The sequence below is a fragment of the Arthrobacter sp. Soil736 genome, assembly GCF_001428005.1.
In the GTDB taxonomy this organism is placed as follows: Bacteria; Actinomycetota; Actinomycetes; order Actinomycetales; family Micrococcaceae; genus Arthrobacter.
Genome location: NZ_LMSB01000073.1, coordinates 124,059 through 144,908, shown reverse-complemented (window position 1 = coordinate 144,908; position 20,850 = coordinate 124,059). Strand labels below are relative to the sequence as shown.

Below are 20,850 nucleotides of genomic sequence, written 5' to 3'. Positions count from 1 at the left end.
GCTTTGCCAGCGCAGAATCCAGCTGATATACCGTCCCAATGACTAAAGGCCACGTTTTTGTCACGATGGGCGACTTGCTCAACTTCAAGTCCGATGCTTGGCTGCTGCCTGTCGACCGCCGCGCTTCGCCTGGTGATCACTGGAAAGAGGCGTTGCCCTGGCTTGAGGAGGCCTTGGAAATCCACAATCTTCAGTCGATAAGAGACGAATCGGTTTTCGCATTTCCGCTTCATATCTGGAATCGCGATTCATCCATTCCCGTCCTCACAGCCGTCCCGATGTCGGGCGTCACCGACGCAGAGCAGCTCCTGCCTCGTTTCCGTTCATTTCTCGAAGTCGCGACCGCTGCCACCACTGAGCGTCGTAAATCAACCGCAGAATCCGCGGTACGCCCGGTGTTGGCAGTGCCATTCTTTGGTACCGGTCGAGGCGGTGGAAACATCTATCGAGGCGAGATTCTGCGGGTGCTGCTCAAGGAGGCTTACCGCCACACGGGCGAGGCTGGCGTGGACGTCGTCTTTGTCTTTCAGGATGCTGCCGCCTTTGCTCTCGCGCAACAGCAGCGACGGGAACGCAGTGATGCGTGGTCCGCCCTTGCGCCATCCCTCCTGACCCAGGCCAAAGATTTGGCTAAGGTTGCACGGGACGGCAGATTAGTTCCATTCATGGGCGCCGGCGTCAGCGTCAGCGCGGGGGCTCCAAATTGGAACCAGCTTTTGCAGGGTCTCGCCGGTGCAGCGGGTCTAGAATCATCTGAAAAAGCTGCACTCACCAAACTCAGCAATTTGGATCAGGCCGACGTCCTTCGATCGTACTTCTCTGACAAATTTCCCCTTGACAGCGACGCCAGGTTTGGCCAGGCTGTGGCCGACTCCGTCGATGTAAAGAAATACGGCCTGGCTCCGAGTCTTCTCGCCTGTCTTCCATCCAACGGGGCGATCACCCTCAATTACGACACTCTCTTCGAGACAGCTTCTGAGGATGCAGGAAGTCCTCGTACAGTTATTCCCGGCGATCAGCCGGACGATCGGACGGCCGCAAGCCAGAAATGGCTCCTGAAACTCCATGGGTCGGTCGATAAGCCCGAGACCATAGTCCTCACTAGGGACGACTACCTCGGCTACAGCGCCACGCGGGAAGCGCTCTCGGCCTTGGTGAAGGCTCATCTCATTACTCATCACTTACTCTTCGTGGGCTTCGGACTCGCCGACGACCACTTCCACGAGATCGTTCATGATGTTCGCCGCGCATTACCAGCCAAGAAGGGAGGGAATCGATTTGGATCAGCGCTCATGCTGGAAAATGACGTGATGCAGGAGAAGCTCTGGGGAAAACACCTAAATCTGATTGACATGAAGAATCCAGATCCTTCGGAATCCGGCATCGCTGCAGCAGCAAGGCGGCTCGAGATCTTCCTTGACGCACTCGTTGCGCATGCTTCGGACAGCCACTCGTTCCTTTTGGCCCCGCACTATGGAGAGGGCCTCACGGACGAGGAGGCCAGGCTCAGAGATGCTTTACTTGAGGTCGCCAGGGTCTCTTCTACAGGCAACACCAGCAGCGCCGCGCCAGTCGTCCACCGGGTGCTTCGGGAGCTTGGCTGGGACGGCACGACTCCGAACACGAAGACACACGCGCAGGCAGTCACGTTTTCGCCCGGCTCCCCACCGACGCGGACATCGGCAAAGGATTCCACGAAATAATCCGCATCCATCCGATCGCACCCGCGTTGAAGTTAGTCGACACCTCGCATAAAGAGTGATCCTGCGTAGATTGCTGGTTGGATCCCGAGAAGAGCCGATCTGGCCACCAGGTACGAGCATGGCGCGGAGCCTCCTTGGGCACTGATGACAACGCTGGCGCGAGAGCTTACTCTGCCCGGCCCGCCCGCATCCACAGCCGCGACGGCCTCCCCCGCGTCCCGTCGGACATCTGCCCGGTCGCCACCAGCTTCGGCTCCATGAACCGCCGGAAGGTGTCGCGCATCAGCGTCTGCCCAGCCACCGCCTCATGAAGCTCTCTTAGATCCTTCAACGTGAACGGCTCATCCAGCAGCGCACCAGGATCCGGCGCCTCGACATAAGCGGCCCGTAGCCACTCCACCGCCTTGGCCACGATGTCCGCGTGCCCGTAGGGCAGTCCGGCGATCAGCTCCGGTTCCCCGGTCACGGAAGCCAGCCTGACGCCGTCGGACTTCATCGCCTCCTCCAGACCCGCCAGAGGCACCACGTCAACGTGCGCTACTGACAACACCCAGCCGCGGTCATCGCGCCCCGGCTCGTCGAACACCTGCAGCTGGCGCGGCACCCGCCCCGAAATGCCCGCCTTCTCGCGCAGGCAGCGCAGCACCGCATCTGCCAGGGTCTCGCGTTCACGCAGGAACGTTCCCGGCAGGGCCCACTTTCCGTGCTGATGGTCCTCCGCGCGGCGCACCAGCAGCACGCACACGCTCCCCTCCGCAACGGTCAGCACCGCCGTGTCCACCGCCACCGACGGCCGCGGGTAGTTCAGCAGGGAAGCACGCGGGGCATTTTGAGGGGTCTTCACAGGATCATTTATCTCAGTATTGCGCTAAAGATTCAAGCGGTGCATACTGGAGTTAATTAGCTCAGATTTGAGCTAAAGATTCAGGAGGTCATCATGAAGGTTCAACAGCTGCACGTCGGGGCCGCTACCACGCTCGGTCCGCTCAGCATCTTTCCCGTGTGGACGGCGGGCGCCGGCGAGCTCGGCATCAGCACCGGCACCCACGCCGACGTCGCCGTCACCGAGCTGGCCGGCGGCCCGCAGGTCGCCCGCCTCACCGTCACCAACAACGGCCCGCGCCCGGCCCTCCTGCTCGAAGGCGAGCTGCTCGAGGGCGGCCAGCAGCACCGGACGTGCGCCAGGGACGTTCTCCTCGGCGCCGGCGAAACCCGCGACATCGACACCTACTGTGTGGAGGCCGGCCGCTGGGAAGGCACCTCCAGCCACCGGAGGCAGGCCCGCCGCGCCCCGCTGAACGTCTGGGCTGAGCTCGCCACCGGTCCGGCCGATCCGCGGGGCTCCGACCGCCAGGGCCGCATCTGGAACCGGGTCAGCCGCTTCGACGCCGCCCGGGGCCGGTCCGTGACCAGCTCACTGCTGGAGCACATGGACCGGTTCACCGCGGAACCCCGGGACAAGAACCGCTTTGACGCCACTGACGCCCCGGCGCCCATCGAGGGCCAGCGCGGCGTGGTGATCGGGCTCGGCACGCAGCCGCTCCTGCTGGAGGTCTTCGGCACCCACACGCTGTTCCGCCGGCACTACCGCCAGCTGGTCGAATCCGCGCTGCTCGACTTGGAGCTCCTTCCGCCGCACGTGATGGCCTCCGGGCCGATGCCCGGCCATCGGGCACGCGACTTCGCCGCCGCGGTCCAGGCCCTGGAGTTCGGACCGTTCGACGGCGGCCTGCCGGCGCTGGAGGTCCGGAACCACGGACCGCTGCGCAGCCGCAACATCACCCGCGCGGCGGGGCACGTCGCGGCGGCGGGCATCGCCGTCGCCCTCCTCCGCCGCGAACCCGAACTGGCCCACCTGACCGGCTGGAACACCAAACACCCCCTGATGGAGATCGCATGAAACTGAACCCACTGCAGAACGACCGCGCCGCCGGCGTCCTGGTCACCCTCGCCGCTGGAGACGCCCTCGGCGCCGGCTACGAATTCGGCGCCCCGCTTCCCGACGAAGCCCCGGTGACCATGAAGGGCGGCGGCCCGTTCGGCTTCGCCCCGGCCGAGTGGACCGACGACACGTCCATGGCCGTCGCGATCGCCGAGGCCTTCCTTGACTCACTCACTGCACCCAATGCCCCTTCCCCGCTCGACGGGACCGTCCGGGCCTGGACGGCGTGGGCGGCGGACGCCAAGGACGTGGGGGCGCAGACCAGCGCCGTCATCGCGGCGGCACGCCGGGCTGCCATGGCGGAAGGCCGGAGCGACGTGGACGCCGCGGACTTCCGCGCCGCTGCCGCTGCATTTCATGCCCGCACCGGCCGGAGCGCCGGCAACGGCTCGCTCATGCGCACCGCTCCCCTGGCTTTGGCCCACCTGGACCGCGGCCCCGAGGAGCTCATGGCCCAGGCCGCGGCGGTCAGCGCCCTGACCCACGCAGACCCCGACGCGCAGGAGGCCTGCGGTCTGTGGTGCGTCGCCATCCGGCAGGCGGTGCTCACCGGCGAGCTGGACGTCCGGGCCGGGCTTGCTTTTCTGCCCGCGGAGCGCGCGGCCCTCTGGCTGGGGCGGATCGAGGTGGCTGAGCGGTCCCGGCCGCGGGACTTCGCGCACAACGGCTGGGTGGTGGAGGCATTCCAGGGAGCGTGGAGCGCCATCCAGCTCACATCAGCTTCCGCAGTTGGCCCCGCGCATCTCCGGGCTGCCCTGGAGGAAGCGGTTCGGGGCGGCCGCGACACGGATACGGTCGCCGCCATCGCCGGCGGCCTGCTCGGCGCCGTCTACGGGTACTCGGCCGTCCAGTTCGAATGGCGCCGGCACCTGCACGGCTGGACGGGGCTCTGCACCCGCGACCTGATGGTCCTCGGCATGGAGCTGGCCCGCGGCGAGGGCCGCCGGTCCACGTCGTGGCCGCGGGCGGAACGCCACGACTACAGCATGTGGAGCCGCACCGATGCGCTGGTCCAGCACCCGCACGACGACGGCGTGTGGCTGGGCGGGGTCGGTTCGCTTGGGCGGGTGGCCGAGCTGGGGATCGACGCTGTGGTGTCGTTGTGCCGGTTGGGGACGTTGGATGTTCCAGCCGTGGCGGCGGAAGACCACGCCACGCTCTGGGTGGTTGATTCTCCTGTAGAGGAGGACAACGCCCATGCCGGCTTCGTCCTGCGGGAGGCGGCCGCCGCCGTCGAGCTTTACCGCTCGGAGGGCAAAACTGTCCTGCTGCATTGCGTGCGGGCCGAGTCCCGGACGCCAACCGTGGCTGCGCTGTATGGCGCGAAGGTTGCCGGCGTGTCTCCAATGGAGGCGCTGGAGGATGTGCGGCGGGTGCTGCCTGGGGCTCGGCCGAATGCGCTGTTCCTTCGGCTGCTCGCCGATATGTCGAAGCATCGCGCACATATTGACCTAGGTTGAGGCCGGTCCCCGACTGGGAGTTCTTTTCGTCCGTGTCCTGGCCCGCGATCTCCCGGAGGGGCTTGGCCTGCCTATAAGGGCAGCACCGGCACCATACTCCGCGACCGGACCAAATGGTGAAGATCATGAACATTGGATTGCTACGACGAAGTGTTCAACATCTGCACCATGTCACGATTCGCCAGCGCTCCGGCGGTTGGCAGATGATCCTCTACGGCCTGCCGCCCGCCAACCCGGTACCGTTAAGCCGTGACTTTCACGCACCCACCCCAACTCGCCGACCCGGTCATCACCTCTCTTGTGGGCACCACCTCTTTGGGCCGCGGCCGCACGTACGCGCGCAGGGGCGCCGTCTCAGGCGTCGAGTGGAATCCCGAGAACTTGGAATTGAAAGGCAAGGTCCAGGGCAACCGGAGCGCCCCATACCGGACCAAAGTCTCGTTCAAGGACGGCATCAGCGGTTTGCGTCTTGAGTGGGGCGATTGCTCCTGCCCCATGCGCTTCAACTGCAAGCATGTGGCCGCTTTGCTTCTGGAAATCGGCAGCGGGCCTGTAGTGGAGCAGCTGGCGCTCCTTGACATTCCGCCGGCCCCTGCCAGCGCTCGCGCTCCGGGGCAGCCGGCAGCGCCGAAGCAACCCGCGCCAAAAAAGCAGCCCGCGCCCCCTGTTCAGAAAGCTGTTCAGAAGAAGGTACCTCCCGCTCCCTGGCAGGAGCAGATCCATGCCCTTCTTCACCCGGACGCCGCCTCACGGGACTCGGGTTTCGCCGGCGGCTCCGGCCGCGCCGCAAGTCAGCCAACGCTGAGGCTCGGTGTGCAGCTGGAACTGACCGAGTCCACTTCCAGCCAGCCCGCCTGGTACCAGCGCGGACGCAGCGACCCTTGGCAGAACGCTTCCGCCCCGCTGCTCAGCCTGACCGCCAGGCCGGTGAAAGAGAACTCCAGGGGCAAGTGGGTCATGGGCCAATTGCGCTGGGACACCTTCCAGCGTTCGTACTATGGCTACCAACTCAACGAATTCAGTCCCGAGCAGATCCGTTGGATGCGCACCTTTGCCGCACTCTACGCCGCCGAGGACACGCAGATGACGTCCACGCACGTGCCTCTGGATCGCTTCGACAGCCCGCTGCTCTGGCAGCTCCTCGGCCAAGCAAGCGAAATCGGTGTGGCGCTGGTGGCCGCAAAGTCCGGTGACGCCGTCGTGGTTCATGAGCCTGTCAGCATTTCACTGGACATCCGCGCTCACGACGGCGGGCTGCGGCTGGCACCCCACGTCGGCGGCACTGCCGCGGATCACACCGCGATGGGCGTGATCGGCCAGCCTGGCCACGGACTGTTTTGGTGGGACGCCGCCACAGGGCCGGGCACATCCACGGCAGCCCTCGATCTCCATCTGGCCCCGAGCACAGCGCCCGTTCCTGACGCCATCCGTCCGCTGATCCGCCACCGCACGGAACTGCTGGTTCCGGCGGCGGCCCGCGATTCCTTCCTGGCTGCCATCTTCCCGCAGCTGGCCCACGCAGCAGATGTCATCTGCAGCGACGCCTCGGTGGAGCTGCCGCAGATCCTGCCGCCGGAGCTGGTGCTGACAGCCGCCCATGTCCCGAGTGACGCCACCGCAGACCGGGCGCCATCCAGCCGGACTCAGCGCCGCCTCGCGGCAGGAGCGCCGCAGGATCCCGGTACGCTGCAGCTTCAATGGCACTGGGAGTACGCTACCGCCGGCACCGTCACCCGCCAGCCACTGCCCGACGCCGGCACCGGCTACCGCGACCACACGTCGGAAGCACAGCTCCTGGCCCGGGTGGCCGGAATTTTGGCACCGTTTCCGGCTGCCTGGCAGGAGCAGTTCCCGGACAAATCGTCCGGCCACCCAGGCAGCACCGAGCCGGCGGTGCTCAGAAACGTCGCCGCCGCCCGGTTCACTACCGATGCACTGCCCGTGCTGGAACAGCTCGAGCACCTACGGGTAGTCACCACGGGCCCGGTGCCGGACTACAGCGAGCTGACGGACAGTCCGCTCATCGCCGTCAGCACCAAGGGAACGGACGACGGCGACTGGTTCGATTTGGGCGTCACCGTCACCCTGAGCGGGGAAGAGGTCCCCTTCGACCAACTCTTCCGCGCCCTGGCTGCCGGCCAAGAACACCTGATGCTGGCCAACGGCAACTACTTCCGGCTCGACCAGCCCGAGTTCCTCCAGTTGCGCCGACTGATCGAGGAAGCCAGGGCCCTGCAGGACCACGAAGGGCCCTTGCGGATCAGCCGGTACCAGGCCGGGCTCTGGGACGAGCTCGAGGAACTGGCTGCCACCGCCGAACAAGCCGATTCCTGGCGGCGGAGCGTCGGAGGGCTGCTGCGGTTCTCGGAGATTCTGGACGTTCCGCTGCCGGCGGGCCTCAACGCAACGCTGCGACCCTATCAGCAGGATGGTTTCAACTGGCTGGCCTTCCTGTGGGAGCAGGGCCTGGGCGGCGTGCTTGCGGACGACATGGGCCTAGGCAAAACCCTACAAGCCATCGCTCTGATCTGCCACGCCAAGAACGGCATCGGCGCTGCATGCCGGGACGAAACCGCGCGCCTCCCCTTCCTGGTGGTCGCCCCTACATCCGTGGTGCCCAACTGGGCCGCGGAAATCGGACGGTTCGCCCCCGGGTTGCGCGTCACCGCCGCCACGGACACGCTGCAGCGCAGCGGAACGGATCTGGCGGCACTCACTGCCGGTTCCGACGTCGTGGTTGTTTCCTATACGCTCTTCCGGCTCGACTATGAGGCCTACGCCGCACAGCAATGGGCCGGGCTGGTGCTGGACGAGGCACAGTTTGTGAAGAATCCGGCCACCAAGGCCAGCCAGAATGCCCGCCGCTTCCCGGCCCCGTTCAAGCTCGCTATCACGGGCACGCCCATGGAGAACAACCTGATGGAGTTGTGGTCCATGTTCGCGATCACCGCTCCCGGCTTGTTCCCGTCGTCGAAGAATTTCGCTGACTTTTACCAGAAGCCGGTGGAGAAAGACGGGGACGCGGAGAAACTGGCGCAATTACGACGGCGGATCCGGCCTCTGATGATGCGGCGCACCAAGGACCTTGTCGCCAAGGATCTGCCCGCCAAACAGGAACAGGTGGTGGAGTTGGATCTGGCTCCGCGGCACCGCACCATTTACCAGCGGCATTTGCAGCGCGAACGGCAGAAGGTTTTGGGGCTGCTTGAGGACATGGACAAGAACCGCTTCGCGATCTTCAAGTCCCTCACGACGTTGCGGAGGCTCAGCCTGGACGCGTCTCTGGTGGACGGGAAATACGGGTCCGTCCCGTCCAGCAAGCTCGATGCCCTGTTGGAGCAACTCGGCGACATCGTGGCCGAGGGACACCGCGCCCTGATCTTCAGCCAGTTCACAGGATTCCTGGGCAAGGCCGCGGCACGGCTCGACGCGGAAGGCATCCAATACGGCTATCTGGACGGCAAGACCCGCCGGCGCAGCGAGGTGATCGAGCGGTTCAAGTCCGGAAGCACACCGGTGTTCCTCATCAGCCTCAAAGCCGGCGGATTCGGACTGAACCTGACTGAGGCGGACTACGTATTCCTGTTGGACCCGTGGTGGAATCCCGCTTCAGAGGCGCAAGCCGTTGACCGCACCCATAGGATCGGCCAGACGCGAAATGTCATGGTCTACCGGCTGGTGGCCCGGGACACCATCGAGGAGAAAGTCATGGCGCTCAAGGAGAAGAAGGCCAAGCTGTTTACCGCCGTACTGGACGACGACGCGATGTTTTCCTCGGCACTGTCAGCGGAGGACGTGCGAGGTTTGTTCGATGGCTGAAGCACGCCTACGACGCCGGGGGTGCCATTGAATTGGCAGGAGGCGGATCCACGGTCTCGGGTGCCGAATAATGTCGCACACGGCTGGTAGGAATATGACCATGACAACATTCTTGGTAAAGCGTGCAGGGGCGGGGCGGGCGTGGAGGAGTTGGCGCCTTTGAGTGGTTCCCCCATGGTTTCCCCAACCGATCCGACAGGAGATGTCGTCAGGGCCTACCTGGCGGGCGATTCCCTGCGGTCAATCGCGGCAGCCGCCAACCTAGGCAGCTACCAGACGTTGAGGCTCCTAAGCTCCCGGATCGCCGATCGCGGCGAGATGGAACGGTCAAGGTCATTGAGACGGCGCTGTTTCTCGACTGCCGAGGTCCTGCAAAAGGAGAAGCTGCTTGTTGGGCAGTTGCAGGATTCCGGAAAGGCGCGCTCAAACATCCCTAAGATTCTGGCGGCGCTCGGCACATCGGTCGACATTGACATCGCGGTGGAGCTGCTGCGAGATCCGGAAAGGCTCTTCGCCGACACACCAACGCTGGATAGAGCCGGCCCGGGCCCGCTGACGGACAAGTTCAGTCTGCTCTATGTCACTGGACACCTCCGGGGTGTGGAACCTGACTACAAATTTGCCCTGGCGGCTATGCCTGTCTCCGAGATCTCTGAGCTCCGAGGCCTTCTTCAGCCCGGTCTGCATCACGGTCAGATTGCCGAGATCCTGGCGATGATCGAAACGACGGCACAAGCCATCCGCGCCGGGCATGTCCGGGGTATTTCGTACTCGGACTACGTCGACATGGCAGAGCTCATCTCGCTGAGACTGGGCGAGTCGGCGGACGCTTCCGGTCTCTGGCCGCTCCCGGCAAAGGACGTCCGCCGCCGCTTGGGCCAAGGATTCTGGGACCTTGCGTTGGGTGTGGCCGGGCTTAAACTCCCGCGGTCAGCAGACAGGTTCAGCCCGGCTGACTACCTTGAAGCCGCCAAATCATTCCAGAGCTCATTCAGGAACGATGGGCATTTTGGCTCTCCGAAGGATGTGGCCAGTTACGACAGCTGGCTTATCGCTGAAACCGCGGCAAGGCGCGATCGTCCATCGGTAGTCGCAATACGAAGGCACTTCGGAACCTGGGAGTCTGTGATCGGTGCGGCAATGCCTCCGGAAGTCGAGGATGAGTTCGACGGGATCGTAGACATGTACAAAGCCGAGAACAGCTTGGAAGAGGGCTGGGCACGAGCGGGCGAACTCGTCAGCGAAGTTCTTGCGAACATGCCGTGGAACTCATTCCTCAGCATCCAGTACGGTGACAACGCCGAAGGACGGATGCAACCCTACGCCCAGGCCAGCCCGAGCGCCGACGGTGTTTGGTGCGAAATCGTGTCTGAGGAGTATTTGCCCGCGGACCAGTGGCCCATCAGGACCGAGGACCTCATCCGCGATGGCTGGTCAGCGCCGGACAGTGATGTTCCGAACTGGCATAAGGAGGGCGTCCCACCCATCGAGGCCGGGCACCAGATACTGGAAGGTCTGCGAGATGGCCGGTTCTGCGACGACCCAACGAAGCTCCGATGGCACGCCGGCGAATTTCCGGACGGACCCGGTCCGGACGGCGGCGTCACGCTTGGCGATGCTCTTAGTGGAGTGGTCCAGACACTGCGGAATGCGAGTTGACCCGGGACGGGAATCACGGCATGGATTAGCAGCCGGTGGTGCAACTGACGGCGTTCGGTTCAGTATCTTCGCATCCGCCAATCAAGCCGCTCCTTAATGTCGCAGGCCGGGTCTACTCTGAATCCAGCTGGAATAGACCGGGAGGAAGAGAGGAGCGAGCGTGCCGAAGCGTCGTCGCCATCGCCAGGCCGCGCCCTCTCCTGCCGTAGAAAAGCCGAGTGCCGTCACCTCCACGAGTCCCCGCGCGAATCCCCAGCCACAGGATTTGGCTGCCACGCTGTTGGACCCCTCCCGTGTGCGACCGGTTGTGGTTATCTCCCGGATGTCCGACGACGAGCAGCCGCGTCTGGACAGTGACAGCATCGCCCTCGAACTGAAGGGCGTCGCTGACGTCGTGGTCATTACAAATGGCCAGTTCACCTACGAACTCGAGGGTCTGCTGCCTATAGACACCCACATCTTTGGAAGTGCCGCCAGGGTTTACCCACCGGGGCTCAAATGGACAGAAGATCCATACAGCAGCCCCCTTCGGCTGGTACGCAGCCGCTCGGACATTGAGCCTGTCACGGCGAAAATTGTGACGGATGCCGAGGACTTCGCATTTGCCGGCGGCTGGAAGACAGCGAGTCCGGCCAGCAAAGGAAATCCCCGGGAGAACGGACTAGTCAAGAGTATTGCCCCTGACGGTTCCAGGGCTGTCGTTGAACTAAGCAGTGGGTTGCAGGCATTTCTCCCTGAGGAGTCGACCGGGCTTGGCGTCCCGCTGCATTGGATCCTGCGCGAGGGCATGTCCATCTCGGGTGCCTTCGATACCGGGAAACGGATCTTCTCGATAGCCAACCTCGACCCTCCTCTACCTGGTGAGAGCTACCCTGACGGCTGTGTGGTGTCGGCTCTTGTCCAATCAGTCGGGACGGACTCGGCAGACTTGTCGTTGATACCTGGAGAGTCCCACGCTGTAGCCCTCAGCAGCATCTCGTCTAATGAGCGGGATTCAGCGGCCGACCTGCTGACTGTGGGTGAAGTTGTCTCGGTCAGGTTCCACCGTAGAAGCGGTCAAATAGGGCTATCGATGCTCGACGTCGACGACTCCGAACCCGTCTTGGCCGCTCCGGAGCTCGTTCCGGGCGGTGGGGCATGGCTGCTTCCTGGTCGTGACCTTGTGCAGAAGGTCGACGAGACGCCCGTCCAGTTGATCCCGCCGGCTTACGAAGTAAAGAGCCAGAGTCCAGTCGCAGGGGCCACCGCGCTGAAATCAGCGGAGCTCGCGTTGTCCACCGAACGGGCCAGACGGCAGCAACTCGAACTGGAGCTCACCGGGCTGAGGTCTGCCAACCATCAGTATCAGATGCACGCAGCTGAGCTGGATGCGGACGTCATGCTTGGCCGTCAGCAGGCAGCCGAGCTCTCCGGTCGGCAGCAGGAGGTCGACCGCCTACGCCGCGACCTGGCCGCCACCAATAAGCAGCTCTCGGATTTGAGAAAGAAGTTGCGTGGAGTCCGCAAGGAGGAAGTAACTCCGCAACATGCGTTCTTGGATCCGGAGCAAAACGTCGACTTCTTGCTCAACTACACTTGGGCGGTCCAGATCCCGGCTGCCGAAAAGGATCGGCTAACCATGGGGCGGTACCGGATCGGAGAGGGCTTTCTCAGGAGCCTGCGCGAGCAGCCCCAAGAGAAGCAAAAGAAAGCCTTCAAGGCGATCGTTGACCTCCTCGTCAACGACCCGGCAAAGCTCAGCGCACGTGAAGCCCATCAGCTTCGCACGCACGCCTCCGGAGGATCCGAGGCAGTCAGCCGCAACGGCGGCCAGGATGCCTGTTGGAGACTGTCCATCGAACAGAACGTCGCCGCTGCACGACGCCTCCATTATTGGAAGTGTGCAGACGGCGTTATCGAATTGTCCAGGGTGGCCGTTCACGACGAAACACAGGCCTAAGCGAACAGCGTTCGTGTCGCGTGATCGAAGAAGTCGCCCCCCTGACTAACCTTGGATCAACGAAGCACCAGACGAACGGTTCACTGATTTGGGGGGCGACAATGAGGTGCATACCGGAGGAACCGGAATTCGGCGAGGGCCAGCTGGCGGAAAAGGCCGTCTGGGGGGCCCTGAAGAAAAGCCTTCCCGACGACATTGTCCTGGCTCACTCCGTGCACATTCGCGACGGCCGGAAAGAATACGAAATCGACCTGCTCGTCCTCTGGCCCGGAGTGGGCATGGCCGCCATCGAAGTCAAAGGTGGCCAGGTCACCGTCGCCGACGGACAGTGGTACCAGTCAGACCGAACCCACAAGCGCAAGATACAGAGCCCCGTGGCTCAGTCGCAAAGCTCACTCCACGCGCTAAAAAACTGGCTCGAGAACCAGCTCGGTTCCCGCCTGAGTAGCCGCTGCGTCTACATGGTCAGCCTGCCGTACACCAAGGTGCCCAACGACTGGGCCATGGCCGGCTGCCCCCGCTCGCTCATCCTTGACCAGAGCGATAGCCACTCCCCTGCCGAGCTCGTGCGCCGTGCGATAGAGAACGAAGGAGGCGGGGCCTCCCCACTGGCCCCGGCTTTCCTGGAACGCATCGTCCGTCAGTTGAGCGGAAACCTGGACACCGCCGTCGGGACCTCCGGCAATCCCCAAGAGGATGAAGACGCGCAGGACCACCTCACTGAGCGTCAGTCAGTGTTGCTGCAGGCAACAAGGTCACTCCCCCGGATCCGTTTCACCGGCGGCGCGGGCAGCGGGAAGACCTGGCTGGCAGTGGAGAAGGCCCGCCTGCTCAGCAGGCACGGCAAACGCGTCGGCCTCTTCTGCTACAACAAGGGCCTCGGGCAGTACCTGCAGGACCGTGTTGCCACTTGGCGCCAGGCCAGGCCCGTGTTTACGGGCGAGTTCCACGAATACGTGCGCGGGCTGGGGGTTCCGGACGGATCAGGGCAGGAGTACTTCGATGTGGAGATGCCGCGCCTGCTGAAGGAACTGGCAGCAACCATGGAGCCGCACGAGCGGCTGGATGCCGTCGTCGTCGATGAAGCCCAGGACTTCGCCCCGCTGTGGTGGGATGCGCTGCTCGCCTGCACGAAGGACCCCGACGGCGGCGAGGTGTACGCCTTCATGGACGACCGCCAGGACGTCTACCGCAGGTGGGGCGGCGCGACGGCGGACCTCACCTACGGGCCCACCGCAAGCTTTGTGCCCATCCACATTGATGAGAACCTCCGCAACACCCGCAAGATTGCCGAAACGTTCAAACCCTTTGCTGGAGAACATTTCACTCCCCGCGGCAGCACGGGCCTGCCTGTCCGGTTCGTTGATTGCCCTACCGACGAAGCGCTCGACGTCAGCGGAGACTGCGTCGACGCGCTCATCGCCGAAGGCTGGGCCAACAACCAGATTGCGCTCCTGACCACCAAGGAGCGCCATCCGGTGCATCGGGACTTCTTCGAACGCGGCGCCACTGACGACTACTGGCGCGAGTTCCACGCAGGCGAAGCAGAGTTCTATGGCCATGTTTTGGGTTTCAAGGGGTTGGAACGGTCCGTGGTGGTTCTTTGTGTGAACGGATTCAAGGACATGGAACGCGCTGCAGAACAGCTGTATGTCGGCTTGTCCCGGGCGAGGAGCCTGCTGGTTGTGGTGGGTAACAGCGCCCTGCTGGAGGAAGCCGGCGGCCGAGAGTTGAAGGCTGTGTTGTCACGGGCGCAGGCGTGGCAGCCTCCTTTGGCGTGAAGTTGCTGGCTATTCGCGTCTACGCGGGGAGGCCGGCTGACGACTCAGTTTTTGTCAGACCCGGCACATAGTCTTCACTCACTAAGTTCCAAACCGTCCAATGGGGGATGAAATGCCAGAACTGGTCGACGCCGAGCCGAACCCGATCTTGACGCTTCCGCAGGTGCCGGCCCGGGCTGCGCCCGCGTCCGTGCCGGCTTCGTATGACTACGCATTCTTGTACGGGTGGCAGCAGGAAGCCCTGAAGGCGTGGCACGCGAACGCCCGCCGCGGTGTGGTCGAAGCTGTCACCGGTTCCGGCAAGACACGGGTCGGCATCGCCGCCGCTTTCGAGGCAGTCCGGCAGGGCATCAAGGTCCTTATCCTCGTGCCAACGGCTGAGCTCCAACGCCAATGGCTTGCGTCGCTGCACCGCGACTTGCCGAAAGCCCGGCGCGGGTCACTCGGCGACGGCCGCTTCGATTCTCTCGACCACGTCGACATTCTGGTGTCTATCGTCCATTCGGCATCCAACCGCGAGACGCTTCAGAGCCACAAGGCCGGCTTGATCATTGCTGACGAGTGCCACCGCTACGCCGCACCGATGTTCACCGGCGCACTCAAGGAGGGGTATGCGTGGCGTCTCGGGCTCACGGCAACCTACGAGAGGTCTGACGGCGAGCACGAGAACCTCCTAACGCCCTACTTCGGCGGCGTCGTCTACAAGCTCTGGTACGACCGTGCGCTCAAGGACGAGGTCATCGCGCCTTTCGACGTCGCGCTGGTCGGAGTTGATCTGACCCACTCCGAACAGGTCAACTACGAGGAATTCTCGAACACGATGTTCGAAGCGGCCCGAAACTTGGAGTCCTACGCAGGAATCCCCCGGCGGCCCTTCCACCAGTTCATCGCCGCGGTGGCCACCCTCGCGGCGTCGGATTCGCCGAGCAGGGAAGCCACGATTGCCCGCAAGTACATGCGGGCAATGGCGTCACGGCTCACTCTGCTGGCCGAGGCAAAGACCAAATATCACGCGCTCGCAGCCCTGAAGGAAACGGTCGATGGGTCCCACGGCACCCTCGTCTTCACCCAGACCCAGGAGTCAGCGCGCCGGGCACAGGAGCTGTACACCGCCATGGGGACCCGCGCGTCGGCCCTCTTCAGCGGCATGGGCAAGGACGACCGGAAGCAGGGCATGGAGGATTTTCGCAGCGGGGCCTCCCAGATCCTGGCGGCGCCCCGGCTCCTCGACGAAGGCATTGACGTTCCGGAAGCAGACCTCGGGATCATCGTGGCTGCCAACCGCAGCCAGCGCCAGATGGTCCAGCGGCTCGGCCGTGTCATCCGTATAAAGGCGGACGGTCGCGTCGGACGCCTCGTGGTGCTCTACTCCACCGGCACTGTTGAGGACCCAAATGTCCAAGGCGAGGAGTTCCTCGGCAAGGTGTTGCCGTACGCGCGCAACTTGGACTTCTTCGACATCAAGACCGACCTGGACCGGCTGCAGGACTTCCTCCTCAGCGAGGCAGCTGTTGAGGACCTGCCGGATGGCGAGGGCGTACCTATGTCCCCGGGTTCGGGTGAGACCGGGGCGCCGTCCGTGGACGATGTCAGAAGTGGTCCGGAGGATCAGGCGGACGAGGATGTTCCTAATGACCCGGAACCGGACGTCTTCCTGCCGGAGCCCGGCGCGGACGAACTGGACGGAACCGAGCCCACGCACTTTGATCTGGAAGATCCGGACTGGCCGGAGGAACTTGCCGGTCTGGAAGGGTTTAGCGAGGACGCCGTCCAGGATTATCTGCGTCATGCTGCTCGTGCGGACCTTCTGACTGCGGAGCAGGAAGTCGAGCTTGCCCAGGATATCGAAGCTGGCCTGTATGCGTCGCACCTTCTGGCGGACGGTGTTCCCCGCGGACGTCGGGAAACCCGGGAGCTCCGCGAGATGGAACTCCTGGGTGACCGCGCCGCCGACGCCCTGCTCGCAGCGAACCTGCGGCTCGTCGTGTCCATCGCCAAGCGCTACATGAACCACGGCATGGACTTTCTGGACCTTATCCAAGAGGGCAACATCGGCCTTCACCGGGCAGTGTGCAAGTTCGATTACACTCTCGGCTACAAGTTTTCGACGTATGCGACCTGGTGGATTCGCCAGGCCGTCACTCGGGGTCTGGCGGACCAGGGACGCATGATCCGACTGCCTGTTCATGTGGTGGAGCAGGTGCAAAAGGTCCTGGCCGCGCAGCGAAGCGACTTCGCGGGGATATACGCCGACTCCTGCAGAACTCGGAAAGCGCACCGGCCATTCCGCGGAGAAGGTGGAGTACCTCCTGAATCTCGACCGGCCAGCTCATTCACTGGACTACTTGGTTCCCGATGGCAAAGGCGGCTTGGAGCCGCTGGCGGACCGGCTTGTCGACCCGTCGGACGTGGACGTCGTAGAACGGATTGCCAGGGAACAGCTGAAGGCCCAAGTGCACGCGGTCCTTGACACTCTCACAGAGCGGGAAGCCGGCGTTATCGCGATGCGCTTTGGCCTTGACGACGGCGAGGAGAAGACGCTGGACGCGATCGGGAAGGTCTACGGCGTCACCCGCGAACGCATCCGCCAGATCGAATCCAAGACGATGGCGCTGCTCAAAGAACCAGAAAGGTCACTGTCCCTTCGCGACTACTGCGTCGGCAGCGCGGCCGCGAACAACGGCATCGATTCGGGCGCAGACTGATGGCGGAGCCTAGGAAGCCAGCGTGGTCGACCCGTAGTGCAGCAAAGGTGGACAACTATGAGGAGTTCATCGGACGCCTCGATGCCGCCAGCGCCAAACTCATGGTGCGACGCGACGTCCTTGACAAAACCCTTGAAATTCTGACTCTGCTGTTTCGGCAAAACAACACCGGTCTTCGGCTTTGGGAGGATCGGCTCAGCCGGTGCGACGACCTCTTGGCGGACATCGCCGGAAAGCCTGGGCGGGAAGCTGCCCTGATCGAGCTCCATGAGATTGCACTGAAGATGGAGCCCCTCTTCAGGAACCGCACGCAGCGAATCGGCGACCGTTTAGCTGTGGTCCGCGCACGCTGCGACGAAATCAATAAATCTCTCGCGGGGCTGGAGAAGAGCAAAATGAAGCTAACTTCGTCGCGGATGCTCGCGCAAGAGCGGGAGAACCTCAGCAGGGCGATCGGAGAACTTGTGGGGACGTCGGACGCGGCTGCGGTGGTGACCCCGGATCCGGGTCTGCGTAGCGATCTCCAGGATGCACGGCACGCCATCATCTTGGCCGAGGCCCTACTGGAAGCGAAACGAGACAGCTAATGCCAAATCCCAAGCCGGAACAGCGCGTCCTCAGCAGCTTCACGTCCGAACAGTGGAGCGGCCACCCCGGACAGGACGGCGTGAACATGTTCATAGGGTTCGCCGTTATCGGTGCCGTGCTGAGCCTCATCCTCATGATCTTCGTGCCCGGCCTCAGGAGCTTAGGGGCGGTCCTTCTCTTTACGGCTGTCTTCGCCGTCATCTTCACGGCGCTGTCCATCAAAGGGAAGGCCTCCGTCGAACGCAAATTCCTGGAAGGCCTCACCGCAACGGTCAACGACATAGTCGTGGGGCTGACCGGAAATACTGCTCACCGGTTATCCACTCAACAGTTCAGGGGACTGATCGAAAACGGCCTGCCCCTCCCATTGCTCGTCAACGGTGTTCCCGGGCTGGAACTCCAGGCAATCAGTGAACCACTGCTTGTGCCGGCCCGGAATCCCGTGGTGAAGCGTGTGGACAACGTCGTCCGGACAACCCGCGTCGTCATCAACGTCACGCCTCCTAAATATGGAATAACGAGCTTTGACCGTCTGCTTGCCGCCGCCGCGGAGGCCGGCGGGGACGGCGGCTCGGGAACTGCATAGCAGTTTTGTCAGTGCCGGTTGCTATGTTGTGTGAGATGTCAGGATGAGGGGGACAGCATGACCTGCAGTACTTTTCCGTCGGTGAGCGATGCTCTGGCTGAGCTTGCGGCAATGATCAGCCGGGGCCAGACCGCGGATCCGCTTGCTCCTGTCACCGTCCTGGTCCCGTCCCATGCTTCCGGGCGGGATGTGGCCCATTTCCTCGGCAGGACCCTCAACGGGGGTGCAGGAAGTGCGGGAGTTAAGGCCCTCACGCTGAAGGATCTGGCAACTGAACTCATCGCCGACGACCCCATCCTCGAAGGACAACGCCCGCTTCTGCCGGTCCTCAGGCTTGGAGCAGTCAGCAAGGTACTCATTGACAATCCAGGTCTCTTCAAAGATGTTGCCGAACAGCCCGCCACTGCCCGTGCAATAGCCAAGACGGCAGAGCTGCTGGACGCCGTACCTAACCCGTCCGACCCAGCACTCCCTGAGCTCATGCATGAAGTGCTTCGGATCCACACGGAGGCCAAGGAGGGGCTGGGGTCGCGTTGGTACACAGACCATGAAGCTTTCACTCTCGCTGGCCGCAAGCTTGGAACCAACGCGGCGATGCGACGGCTACCTGATGTACCGCGAGGACAATGGCACGCTGGTCATCGCCGACTTCAAAACGGACATCAGCGTCACGCAGGAGAGGATGAGCTCATACTGGCGCCAGCTATACACCTATGCCCGAATGGTGGAGCGCATCACGGGACAGACGGTAAGCGAGCTGGTTTTGATTTTCTGCCTGGCTGGAGAAGCTGAGGTCCTGCGACAGTCGCGGCAGAGTAGAGCCGATGACGACTTATAGATTGCCGGGTGCCGTCTACCACCAGCGGTGCCGGCACTCTGCACGCTGGCAAGCCCACTTAGGCAAGCCCCACTCAACGTGGCCGGTCGCGGGATAGATACGCTGTTCATGCATCATGACGCAACCAGCAAATTCCGCCTTCGGGTTTTGCTCGACTGTGTCACGCATGACCATGCCGTAGATGATGCGCCAGGATTCGTGCCCGCAGATCGGGCACCTTCTTGTCGCAGCAGCTTTCCTTGTCTTTCCTGATTCAGCCATGCCGACAAAGTAGCCGCCACCGCGGACATTTCAGACAAATACAAAAAGTTCTTAGCGCCAAGTGCTTTTTGTAACCAAAGAACTTCCCTTATGCCGTCAACAACTCAGTGGCGTATTTGTTCAGCGGCACTCCGTGATTGGCGGCCTCAATCGCCAGCTTCCGGTGAAGCTCAGGGGGTACACGGAGGTTAAGCCTGCCGCTAAACGTTTGAGTCGATATTGGTTGCGGCACGGGTTCGCCGGACTGCTTAAGTTCCTTGATGACATCGGAAACCAAGCGTTCAACACCGCGGAGTGCCTCGAACTGATCCTCGTCCAGCCACGACAGCGAAGGGAACTCAAGAACAGTGGCAACAAACTCCTGGTCCTCCGGCGACCACTGCACCGAGTACCGATACTGCGCAACCGGGGACGGAACGGCTGCTTTTCGTGTGGACATCTAGCTCTCCTCCTTGCTGCGGTCGATGGCGGCTATGGCTTGCTTCACTTGATAGGGTTTCGCCTTGCCATTCTTGTTCTGAAGATTGATTCTGGGATCCCCGATCCAAGGCATTTTGAAGATTGCGTTGTGGCTGCCCGAACCCGACCTGGGCTCGCCAAAATAGTGAGTGCAAAGTTTCAGCATGTCGGTATAGGAGACGTTCTCGGGCGAGTGTCGTGCCTTCGCTTCGATCTTCGCGATACTCGTCACAGATCTATGGTGCCATTTTTGGCACCTTTCCTCAAGGGAACTACCGGACTGCCTACAACCGCCGCTGCCGGAACATCGGGAACAGCTCCCGTACCCTCGCCACCGCCTCGAGCGAGATGTCCACGCCCCGGACGCCGGGCTCTAGCCCGAGATCGGCTTCAACGACCCCCATGGGATCGACCAGGATGCTGCGGCCCACGGACACCGGCGGCGCTTGGCACACCCCTGCCACGTACACGCTGTTCTCAATGGCCCGCGCCGCGTTCAGTGCCAGCCACTGCTCCGTCTTGTGGGTACCCGGCACCCAGGACGAGCAGACCAGCAAGACCTGCGCGCCGGCGTCGGCCAGTGACCTGGCCAGCTCCGGGAACCGCAGGTCGTAGCAGGTCATGAGGCCGAAGCGCGCTCCCCCGTGATCGAACACCACCGGGCTGGTGGACGGACCCGGCTTGATGTACGTCGACTCCCCGAAGCCCTGGGTATCGAAGAGATGGATCTTCCGACCGTCACGCAGACTGTGACGCAAACAGCGACGGCGACTGTGTCAGCTGTGAAAGCAACTGCCACTGTCACGGCGGCACCTGCGCCCGCCGCCGCCGTCGTCGCATCTGCGCCTGCGCCTGCGCCAGCTACTCCAGCAACGGCCGTAATCCCCGTCAATGCAGCCGGAATGAACCCAGAGGCACTTGACGATGAGCTGTCCGCCTTGGGCTTCAAAAAAATCGTCTACAACTCCGACACCGGCAAGACAGTGCTATTGCTCAGCAACTGGACAGTTACTGGAATCGACAACGCCGGATCGGAACAAGCCGTCGAGAAGGCAGTGGTCGTTCACGTAACCAAGTAGTTTCTGCATTACGAAGGGCGCGCCCGGCCAA

Annotated in this window: 17 protein-coding genes; 13 read left to right on the top strand and 4 right to left on the bottom strand. The window is 63.2% G+C overall.

Annotated elements, in window-relative coordinates:
• The first annotated feature begins 38 nt into the window (after positions 1–38).
• Positions 39–1,703: an SIR2 family protein gene (locus ASG92_RS26170; RefSeq protein WP_056635736.1), complete on the top strand. Its 1,665-nt coding sequence runs from the start codon at positions 39–41 to the stop codon at positions 1,701–1,703.
• A 166-nt stretch (positions 1,704–1,869) separates the two neighbouring features.
• Here ASG92_RS26170 and ASG92_RS26165 read toward each other — a convergent pair whose 3' ends face one another.
• On the bottom strand, positions 1,870–2,547 hold the full coding sequence (locus tag ASG92_RS26165) for an NUDIX domain-containing protein (protein ID WP_056635733.1): 678 nt from the start codon (positions 2,545–2,547) through the stop codon (positions 1,870–1,872).
• A 93-nt stretch (positions 2,548–2,640) separates the two neighbouring features.
• On the opposite strand from ASG92_RS26165, the gene ASG92_RS26160 reads away from it, so the two are divergent.
• The 11 genes from ASG92_RS26160 to ASG92_RS26100 all read left to right on the top strand — a co-directional run bounded on the left by ASG92_RS26160 (position 2,641) and on the right by ASG92_RS26100 (position 19,020).
• Positions 2,641–3,603 (top strand): DUF6569 family protein, encoded by a 963-nt coding sequence (locus ASG92_RS26160; RefSeq protein WP_056635731.1) that lies wholly within the window; start codon positions 2,641–2,643, stop codon positions 3,601–3,603.
• Positions 3,600–5,105 (top strand): ADP-ribosylglycohydrolase family protein, encoded by a 1,506-nt coding sequence (locus tag ASG92_RS26155; RefSeq protein WP_056635728.1) that lies wholly within the window; start codon positions 3,600–3,602, stop codon positions 5,103–5,105. The genes ASG92_RS26160 and ASG92_RS26155 overlap by 4 nt, the downstream gene beginning before the upstream one ends.
• Positions 5,106–5,354: 249 nt before the next feature.
• Entirely contained in the window at positions 5,355–8,924 is a 3,570-nt protein-coding gene (locus tag ASG92_RS26145) for an SNF2-related protein (RefSeq protein ID WP_157372500.1), read from the top strand.
• A gap of 174 nt (positions 8,925–9,098) precedes the next feature.
• Entirely contained in the window at positions 9,099–10,583 is a 1,485-nt protein-coding gene (locus tag ASG92_RS26140; RefSeq protein WP_056635718.1) for a hypothetical protein, read from the top strand.
• Between the two features lie 265 nt (positions 10,584–10,848).
• Complete coding sequence (locus ASG92_RS26135) at positions 10,849–12,522, top strand: hypothetical protein (protein WP_157372499.1); 1,674 nt, start codon at positions 10,849–10,851, stop codon at positions 12,520–12,522.
• A gap of 101 nt (positions 12,523–12,623) precedes the next feature.
• Positions 12,624–14,303, top strand: coding sequence for an NERD domain-containing protein (locus tag ASG92_RS26130; RefSeq protein WP_056635713.1), 1,680 nt, complete (start codon positions 12,624–12,626; stop codon positions 14,301–14,303).
• A gap of 112 nt (positions 14,304–14,415) precedes the next feature.
• Positions 14,416–16,773 (top strand): sigma-70 family RNA polymerase sigma factor, encoded by a 2,358-nt coding sequence (locus ASG92_RS26125; protein ID WP_056635709.1) that lies wholly within the window; start codon positions 14,416–14,418, stop codon positions 16,771–16,773.
• Positions 16,757–17,008 carry a sigma factor-like helix-turn-helix DNA-binding protein gene (locus ASG92_RS29085; RefSeq protein ID WP_056635706.1) on the top strand — a complete coding sequence of 84 codons (252 nt, stop codon included), beginning with the start codon at positions 16,757–16,759 and terminating at the stop codon, positions 17,006–17,008. The genes ASG92_RS26125 and ASG92_RS29085 overlap by 17 nt, the downstream gene beginning before the upstream one ends.
• A 47-nt stretch (positions 17,009–17,055) precedes the next feature.
• Positions 17,056–17,595: a hypothetical protein gene (locus ASG92_RS26115; protein ID WP_056635704.1), complete on the top strand. Its 540-nt coding sequence runs from the start codon at positions 17,056–17,058 to the stop codon at positions 17,593–17,595.
• Positions 17,595–18,182, top strand: coding sequence for a hypothetical protein (locus tag ASG92_RS26110; protein WP_056635701.1), 588 nt, complete (start codon positions 17,595–17,597; stop codon positions 18,180–18,182). The genes ASG92_RS26115 and ASG92_RS26110 overlap by 1 nt, the downstream gene beginning before the upstream one ends.
• 547 nt (positions 18,183–18,729) lie before the next feature.
• Complete coding sequence (locus tag ASG92_RS26100; protein WP_056635695.1) at positions 18,730–19,020, top strand: hypothetical protein; 291 nt, start codon at positions 18,730–18,732, stop codon at positions 19,018–19,020.
• Between the two features lie 349 nt (positions 19,021–19,369).
• On the opposite strand, the gene ASG92_RS26095 is transcribed toward ASG92_RS26100, so the two are convergent.
• From ASG92_RS26095 to ASG92_RS26085, 3 genes are read right to left on the bottom strand one after another with little or no spacing between them, the layout of a single operon-like run.
• Positions 19,370–19,720, bottom strand: coding sequence for a type II toxin-antitoxin system HicB family antitoxin (locus ASG92_RS26095; protein WP_056635692.1), 351 nt, complete (start codon positions 19,718–19,720; stop codon positions 19,370–19,372).
• A complete protein-coding gene (locus ASG92_RS26090) occupies positions 19,721–19,972 on the bottom strand; it encodes a toxin HicA (RefSeq protein ID WP_056635689.1) in 252 nt (83 codons plus the stop codon).
• A 52-nt stretch (positions 19,973–20,024) separates the two neighbouring features.
• Positions 20,025–20,498 carry a nitrilase-related carbon-nitrogen hydrolase gene (locus tag ASG92_RS26085; RefSeq protein WP_240987320.1) on the bottom strand — a complete coding sequence of 158 codons (474 nt, stop codon included), beginning with the start codon at positions 20,496–20,498 and terminating at the stop codon, positions 20,025–20,027.
• Positions 20,499–20,522: 24 nt separating this feature from the next.
• Between ASG92_RS26085 and ASG92_RS28835 the strand changes: the two genes are divergently transcribed.
• Positions 20,523–20,819, top strand: coding sequence for a hypothetical protein (locus tag ASG92_RS28835; RefSeq protein ID WP_157372498.1), 297 nt, complete (start codon positions 20,523–20,525; stop codon positions 20,817–20,819).
• Positions 20,820–20,850: the final 31 nt, after the last annotated feature.

Coding starts and splice junctions, on each gene's coding strand:
- ASG92_RS26170 (WP_056635736.1), top strand. CDS start 39: ATGACTAAAGGCCACGTTTTTGTCACGATGGGCGACTTGCTCAACTTC.
- ASG92_RS26160 (WP_056635731.1), top strand. CDS start 2,641: ATGAAGGTTCAACAGCTGCACGTCGGGGCCGCTACCACGCTCGGTCCG.
- ASG92_RS26155 (WP_056635728.1), top strand. CDS start 3,600: ATGAAACTGAACCCACTGCAGAACGACCGCGCCGCCGGCGTCCTGGTC.
- ASG92_RS26140 (WP_056635718.1), top strand. CDS start 9,099: ATGGTTTCCCCAACCGATCCGACAGGAGATGTCGTCAGGGCCTACCTG.
- ASG92_RS26130 (WP_056635713.1), top strand. CDS start 12,624: ATGAGGTGCATACCGGAGGAACCGGAATTCGGCGAGGGCCAGCTGGCG.
- ASG92_RS26125 (WP_056635709.1), top strand. CDS start 14,416: ATGCCAGAACTGGTCGACGCCGAGCCGAACCCGATCTTGACGCTTCCG.
- ASG92_RS26110 (WP_056635701.1), top strand. CDS start 17,595: ATGCCAAATCCCAAGCCGGAACAGCGCGTCCTCAGCAGCTTCACGTCC.
- ASG92_RS26100 (WP_056635695.1), top strand. CDS start 18,730: ATGAAGCTTTCACTCTCGCTGGCCGCAAGCTTGGAACCAACGCGGCGA.
- ASG92_RS26095 (WP_056635692.1), bottom strand. CDS start 19,720: ATGTCCACACGAAAAGCAGCCGTTCCGTCCCCGGTTGCGCAGTATCGG.